The sequence below is a fragment of the Micromonospora sp. NPDC005413 genome, from assembly GCF_040606435.1.
Lineage (GTDB): Bacteria > Actinomycetota > Actinomycetes > Mycobacteriales > Micromonosporaceae > Micromonospora.
In genome coordinates this window covers 55,381-61,380 of sequence record NZ_JBEXEV010000040.1, presented here as the reverse complement: position 1 = coordinate 61,380, position 6,000 = coordinate 55,381, and the positions used below count along the sequence as shown (strand labels likewise).

Sequence of the window (6,000 nt, the reverse complement as noted above, 5' to 3'; positions counted from 1 at the left end):
AGCTGCACGAACGCACCGTACCATTGGTTTATGGCTGAACTCGAAGGCATACGCACCGGTAGACACTGCGTGTTCGCCCTGCACGCCCACTTGGTTTTCGTCACAAAGTTCCGGCATCGGGTGTTCGGTGACCAGCACCTCGCCCGAATGGAGGAGGTCATGCGGGACGTGTGCCGCGACTTCGAGACCGAGCTGGTCGAGTTCAACGGCGAGAACAACCACGTCCACCTGCTGCTCAACTTCCCACCCAAGGTCGCCCTGTCGAAACTGGTCAACAGCCTCAAGGGCGTGTCCAGCCGCCGACTGCGGCAGGAGTTCCCCGACCTGCGGCGGCACTACTACCGGGCCAACAAACTCTGGTCGGGCTCGTACTTCGCAGGCTCCATGGGCGGCGCACCGCCGAGCACCATGAAGCAGTACATCGAGCAGCAGAACCGCCCGGTTTAAGGCACTACTCGGGCCTTGGCGGCCCTCCCAGCGCGGGCCTTCACCCCCGCCCTGAAGGGCGGAGCACTGGCCCGCATTCCGGTAGCGCCTGGCGATGTGCGGGATGTCCGTGATCCGGGTTTCCTGGGTGTCGTGCAGGACGCACATCATCGACACCCGGGCGGGGTCGGCGCCTTCCATCGCGGCGAGCATCATCCCGATGAGGGCGGTGCGGAACGAGTGCTCGGCGATTGATTCGGGGTGCTTGACACCGGCGAACCACCAGCCGGTGCGGGCTGCACGTTTGAGAACACCCGCTTCGAAGATGAAGTTCATGGCACCGATGTCGTCGTCGTGGTCGTCGCTCATCTGCCCGTCCCTGTGCCGGTGATTCCGTCGGTGCGCAGGCTGTAGACGATAGACGTCAACTTCCGCCGTGACTGCTCTGTCCTGAACCCGCATTGCTGATCGCTGGACACGGAGGCGGCTGACCGAGACGGGTGCGGTGAGTCGATACTTGGCCGATGACGGAGGAGCAGCCGACGGAGCTGACCCGGTGGACGATCCACGGTGAGCGGGTCGTCGACGACACCCGGCGAGCGCGCCTGAGTATTGCCGAGGTGGAGTTGCCCGACGGGGTGCGGTTCGAGCAGTACGTGATCCGGGCGCCCCGTTCGGCCATGGTCGCGGTCGTCGACGATCGCGAGCGTCTGCTGCTTATGCGGCGGCACCGGTTCGTGTTCGACCGGTGGGTGTGGGAGTTGCCCGGCGGCTACGTGGACGATCACGAGCAGCCCGAGGTGTGCGCCTCACGCGAGGTGGAGGAGGAGACCGGCTGGCGTCCGCACCAGGTCGAGCCGCTCCTGTCGTTCCAACCATGGGTGGGCACCGCGGACGCCGAGAACATGCTCTTCCTCTCCAGGGAAGCGGAGCACGTGGGCGGTCCGGTTGATGTGAATGAGGCCGAGCAGGTCGCCTGGATCCCGCTGGCCGAGGCGCGTGAGCTTGTGGCGCAGGGCGAGATCGTCGGGGCCGGTACGGTGATCGCGGTGCTGGAGTTGATTTCTAGGCAGGCACGCGGGGAGTTGTAGGCCTCAGCGCCGAGTGCCGAGGACCGCATCGACTCGGCGGATGAACTGTTGTACGGCGGGTTGCCGGCGATGAGGTGCGAGCTCGGCCTGCAACTCGCGCATATAGCGTGCGGCTCTAGCTGATCGGAGCCGTGAGGTCAGGATCAACGCCTGCGCCCCTATGACGCAAGCACGCTCTGGGTCGCCCTGTTGCGCCTGGGCGGTAGCCAGAAGCGCCAGGTTGAAGGCCTTGCCGCGGACGTACTGCTCGTCCATCCGGAGGGACCGGGCGGCGAAGCGTTCAGCCTGGGCCGGCTTGCCGAGCGCACGGAAGCAGTGACCGAACTTGGCCGACAGATAGGCCTCGTCGAAGTACCCGAGCCACTGGGGCGTGCTGCTGCGGTCGGCCCGGTCGAGCGTCTTCTCCGCCTGGTGAAGAGCGGCCGCGCATGCCCGTTCGTCCTTGACCACGGCATGCCCGTGAGCCTCCATCACGGATGCTTCCGCCGCCAGGACGGTGAACCCGGCCCGTCGTGCCGTCTGCCCGGCGGCGCGGGCGAGGTCGATGCCGGTCGCGCCGTCTCCGAGGTAGGTGGCCTGGTGGCTCATGGCGGCCAGGATTTCCGCGCCCAGACCGGCATCGTCGGCCGCCCGGGCCAGGTCCAAGCCGTGAGTCAGGTAGAGCTGGGCGACCCCGTGATCGGCGACGTCGTACGCCTGCCAACCGGCGAACTGGGTCAGCTCGGCGACCGCGCTGAGGAGCATCCGCCCGGTTGACGTCTCGTAGCGCCCGTTGTCGAGGAGTGGCGTCACCTCCTGGTGGAGGTATCGGACCACGGCGGCGCGGGCGTGCCCGCCTCCGTACTGATTGTCGAGCCGGCGATAGGTCGCGGTCATCTCGCGGATGGTCTCGATGTCGGGCTGCCCGACTGATCGAGAGCCTGCCTGTTCGACTGCCCGTGCGGGAGGTGCGGTGAACCAGCGCAGGGCGGGCAGGGTGTAGCCAGCGGAGGTGAACGCCACCTGCCGGATCACGTCTCGACGGTTCACGTCGCCTTCCCACAATTGCGCGGCGGCGCGGAGGTCCTCGCGCCAGGATCGGTTGGTTGGCAGGCCACTCTGCCGCTGCCTCGGTGGCAAAGCCATGTCGAGGTGACATGAGTGATCTTTAGGTGCCAGGCCGAGTGCCATCCGAGCCTCGTCGGGCATTCGTAGACCGTCGGCGATGCGCTCCAACACGTCGATGGAGGTGATTTTCCGACCCGCCATCACCCGGCTGACGTACCCCTGCTCCAAGTTGACGGCAGCGCCGATCCGGGTCTGGCTTGCGCCGACCATCTGACCGATGCGTCGGAAGAGCGCACCGACGTCACGCTGGCTCAGGGCGTCGTGTACGGCCGGGTCGGACCAGGCGACGTCTGGAATGCGAAGCGGATCGAGCAGCACAGCAGCTCCCAGCGTCGCGGACTGACTACCCAAGGTGCTTGCTCCGCAGCTTATGGGTGCGAATGTGGGCAGGTCGAGATGGGTGATGTCGCCGTGACATGACCTGCCGACATGGTCTGCGGCCGATGACGGGCGGCACAGTCCCCGCATGCGTCCGACCGCCCGAACTCCTGCCCGTACGGGTGCCGTCTGCTGTCCTGCGCCGGACGGGACGACCCGATGAGAGCCGGCCGGGGCGAACAGGAGCGTCGGGTCTCCTACGACCAGTACCTGCTCGCCGTCGCGATGACTCTGGCGCGGCGGCACCGACCCGTGTGGTCGTGGCGTCGGTGGCGATGGGCCTGCCGGTGTGGCGGGGACCTTCCCTGCCGGGTCCGGCACCGGATCCCGATCAACCGTAGGCACTGGCCGCGGGAGGAGGAGCAGTGAACGACGAGCAGGAGCAGCGCATCATCAGGATGCATCTGCGCGGGCTCGACGGGATGTGTACGGGCTGCCGAGTGTGGTGGTCGCGGCTGGCTCCGTACCCGTGTTGGCAGGTGGAGTGGGCGACCAGCCGGCGGCCCGGTTGCTCACGGCGCTGCTGCTCGGAGGTTCGCAGTGAGCACGCACGGCCCGGTCCTGCCGATCTGGAGTTGCGGCGGATGCGACGCGCCGTGGCCGTGCCAGACCCGACGGCGGGAACTGAGCGCGGAGTTCGGCGATGCGCCGGTTTCGCTTGCCCTCTACATGGGTGCGCAACTGGTCCGCGCCTCCGCCGATCTGACCTGGGCGCCGGCCGGCGCGCTGCACCGGCGCTTCCTCGGGTGGGTGCGGTGAGCATCCTGCGGGCTGGCGACGAGAAGTTTCACTACAGCGATGGGTCGCACAAGTGGATCCCGCCCGACCCGGACTACGACCAAGAGGTCTGGGACGAGCAAGTTCGCCAACACAAGCATGGCCACCTGAGGAACGTGCGGCCGAAGGTGCGCATCAGACGCCTCTGCTAGAACCTCAGAGCGGGCTTGGCTAGTACTCCAGCAGGAGATCCTTTCTGACCTGCGGTGACGTGTGGTTTTGCCCGTGGAGGGCAAGCGGCCCGGCCGGACTACCTGCACGCCGCCGCGGACGACCCGCGGTGTTCGGCACCATCTCTGTCCGGCCCGTCACTCGTACCGGTACTTCAGCGCGTCCGCCTCCGACTGCTCGATGTCAGCGATCGTCAGCTCCGGCATCCGCAGCTGGGCCAGCGTCACCTCGGCCGAGGTTGGCTGGGCGTCCGCCGGCAACCACTGCTCCGGCTTCCAGGCCCCGCTGCGCAGGAGCGACTTGGGGCAGTGCGGGTAGACCTCCTCGATCCCCAGCACCAGCGCACTGGCCGGCGGCTTGCCCACGGCGGTCAGCTGCGACAGCAGGTCGGGGCGAGTGGAGACGCAGGCCCGGCCGTTCACCCTGAGCGTCGTGGTGCGCCCCGGGATGATGAACAGCAGCCCGGCCCGGCCGGTCGCGACGACGTTCTGCAGGCTGTCCAGGCGCTTGTTGCCAGTCGCGTCCGGTATCGCCACCGTCCGCGCGTCCAGGACGGCGACGAACCCGGCGGGGCCGCCGCGCGGGGAGACGTCACAGTTGCCCTCGGCGTCCACGGTGGCGACCAGGACCAGCGATGAGCAGCCGATCAACCGCCGGGTCTGCTCGGTGAGTTCGGTCATCTGCTTCCGAACGGCCGCGTCGCTGGGGAGTTCGTAGGCCCGGCGCAGCGCCTCCTGGTCGGGCACGGCGTCGAGGCGCAACGAGTCGAAGGCACTGGTGGCAAGGGCTGGTGTCATGCCGTCGACCCTAATACTCCAGCAGGAGGTCCTTTTTGGTCTCGGTCAGCGCTTGCCGGACGTAATGACTGATCCGGGCGGCCTCTCGAACCACGACGGCTGCAACGCCAAGGTGGCGCGGACGAATGCTGCCGGAGTCGAGCTTCTCGCTCGGTACCGGGACGGGTGCCTGGACGAGCTGTGGCTGGATCACGACTTGGGTGGGGACGACACGATCTGGCCGGTCGTGGAGATCCTGGAACAGGCCGCGTTCGAGAAGCGACCCTCCGAAATCGGCGTCATCAATGCCCACTCCGCGCCAACCCGAACGGTGCCGGGAAGATTGCGCAGGGTCCTACGGCACTGGAACTATCGCGTCCACGTCCCGTCGGACTCCACGGACGTCGGCTATCGCGACCGCCCGGCGGCGAGCTGATCACAACAAGCCGCCGCCGGACGGCCGTCACGCTCGGACGGCCAGATGAGTAGGCCCACACCCTCACCGCTTTCGGCAAAGTGATCCGGTTCGCCGTGTGGGCAGGAGTTGCACCGTCGGTGGATGACGGGTGGGCGACGGTGTCCGAGGTTGAAAGTATTGCCGGGGAGGCCATTCTTGCGTCGTTTGACTCTCGGGCCAGCGGGGCACGACCATGGGCGTGACCGATGCCGATGAGCCTCTCACCATCGTGTTCAGACGCTCTGTGGGCCGTGAAATCGTCCACTTGGCCATCGCGCTCCCCGCCGCGACAGGAGCAGGTGTAGGCATCAACCTGGCCACGGGCGACAAGTGGTGGGACGGGCTGTGGATGCCTCTCCTGTGGTTCTTGATCTTCCGATACTCCGTGCGTCTGGCCCGTCCATCGGCCTCCGGCCACCAGGCACGGCTGCCATTGCGGCTCAGCGGAGAGCACCTCGAAGTGGCGGGTTCGGGCGGGAGCGTCCTGGCCATCGAGTGGTCGAACATCGCTCGCGCCGAGATCCGGGGTCGGTGGAGGGCATTCCTGGTGATCGAGCCGGCTGACCCGGACCAGACCCGACCCCCGCTGAAGCGGTGGGAATGGGCGGGGCATGGGCAGAGCCGGCCATACGAGATCTTGGTTCCACTCGTCAACATGAGCCCCGGACGCGACCTGCTCCGGCGCGAACTGGCCCGCCAACTGCCTGCCACCGCCGCCGAACCCGAGCACGCGCCATAAGGCCGTCGTAGCGGTGTCTAGATCAAACGAGCAACGAAATTGCTTTCAACAGGCCGCGTAGGCGGTCCGGCAACCAAG

The 6,000-nt window shown here is 67.3% G+C and carries 7 protein-coding genes and 2 pseudogenes; 6 read left to right on the top strand and 3 right to left on the bottom strand.

The annotated features are described in order from the left end of the window. Positions 1-30 precede the first annotated feature (30 nt). Positions 31-447 carry an IS200/IS605 family transposase gene (gene tnpA, locus ABZS37_RS29155; protein WP_355174200.1) on the top strand — a complete coding sequence of 139 codons (417 nt, stop codon included), beginning with the start codon at positions 31-33 and terminating at the stop codon, positions 445-447. Positions 448-528: 81 nt separating this feature from the next. On the opposite strand, the pseudogene ABZS37_RS29150 reads toward tnpA, so the two are convergent. Next, positions 529-795 (bottom strand): annotated as a pseudogene (locus ABZS37_RS29150) (HD domain-containing protein); the annotation flags it as partial. Positions 796-950: 155 nt separating this feature from the next. On the opposite strand from ABZS37_RS29150, the gene ABZS37_RS29145 reads away from it, so the two are divergent. Then, positions 951-1,517: an NUDIX hydrolase gene (locus tag ABZS37_RS29145; protein WP_355174198.1), complete on the top strand. Its 567-nt coding sequence runs from the start codon at positions 951-953 to the stop codon at positions 1,515-1,517. Between the two features lie 3 nt (positions 1,518-1,520). On the opposite strand, the gene ABZS37_RS29140 is transcribed toward ABZS37_RS29145, so the two are convergent. Then, positions 1,521-2,942: a helix-turn-helix domain-containing protein gene (locus tag ABZS37_RS29140; protein ID WP_355174196.1), complete on the bottom strand. Its 1,422-nt coding sequence runs from the start codon at positions 2,940-2,942 to the stop codon at positions 1,521-1,523. Between the two features lie 197 nt (positions 2,943-3,139). On the opposite strand from ABZS37_RS29140, the pseudogene ABZS37_RS29135 reads away from it, so the two are divergent. Continuing rightward, a pseudogene (locus ABZS37_RS29135) lies at positions 3,140-3,505 on the top strand (hypothetical protein); the annotation flags it as partial. Positions 3,506-3,542: 37 nt separating this feature from the next. Then, positions 3,543-3,761, top strand: a complete 219-nt coding sequence (locus tag ABZS37_RS29130) for a hypothetical protein (RefSeq protein ID WP_354993747.1) — start codon at positions 3,543-3,545, stop codon at positions 3,759-3,761. A 326-nt stretch (positions 3,762-4,087) separates the two neighbouring features. Here the strand turns inward: ABZS37_RS29130 and ABZS37_RS29125 are convergent, their stop codons facing one another. After that, positions 4,088-4,747, bottom strand: a complete 660-nt coding sequence (locus ABZS37_RS29125; RefSeq protein WP_355174194.1) for an MSMEG_1061 family FMN-dependent PPOX-type flavoprotein — start codon at positions 4,745-4,747, stop codon at positions 4,088-4,090. Between the two features lie 64 nt (positions 4,748-4,811). Here ABZS37_RS29125 and ABZS37_RS29120 point away from each other — a divergent pair, with 64 nt between their 5' ends. Together ABZS37_RS29120 and ABZS37_RS29115 are read left to right on the top strand one after the other, a co-directional pair. Beyond that, complete coding sequence (locus tag ABZS37_RS29120) at positions 4,812-5,162, top strand: cyclic-phosphate processing receiver domain-containing protein (protein ID WP_355174205.1); 351 nt, start codon at positions 4,812-4,814, stop codon at positions 5,160-5,162. Positions 5,163-5,376: 214 nt separating this feature from the next. After that, positions 5,377-5,922, top strand: a complete 546-nt coding sequence (locus ABZS37_RS29115; protein ID WP_354993745.1) for a hypothetical protein — start codon at positions 5,377-5,379, stop codon at positions 5,920-5,922. Positions 5,923-6,000 lie beyond the last annotated feature (78 nt).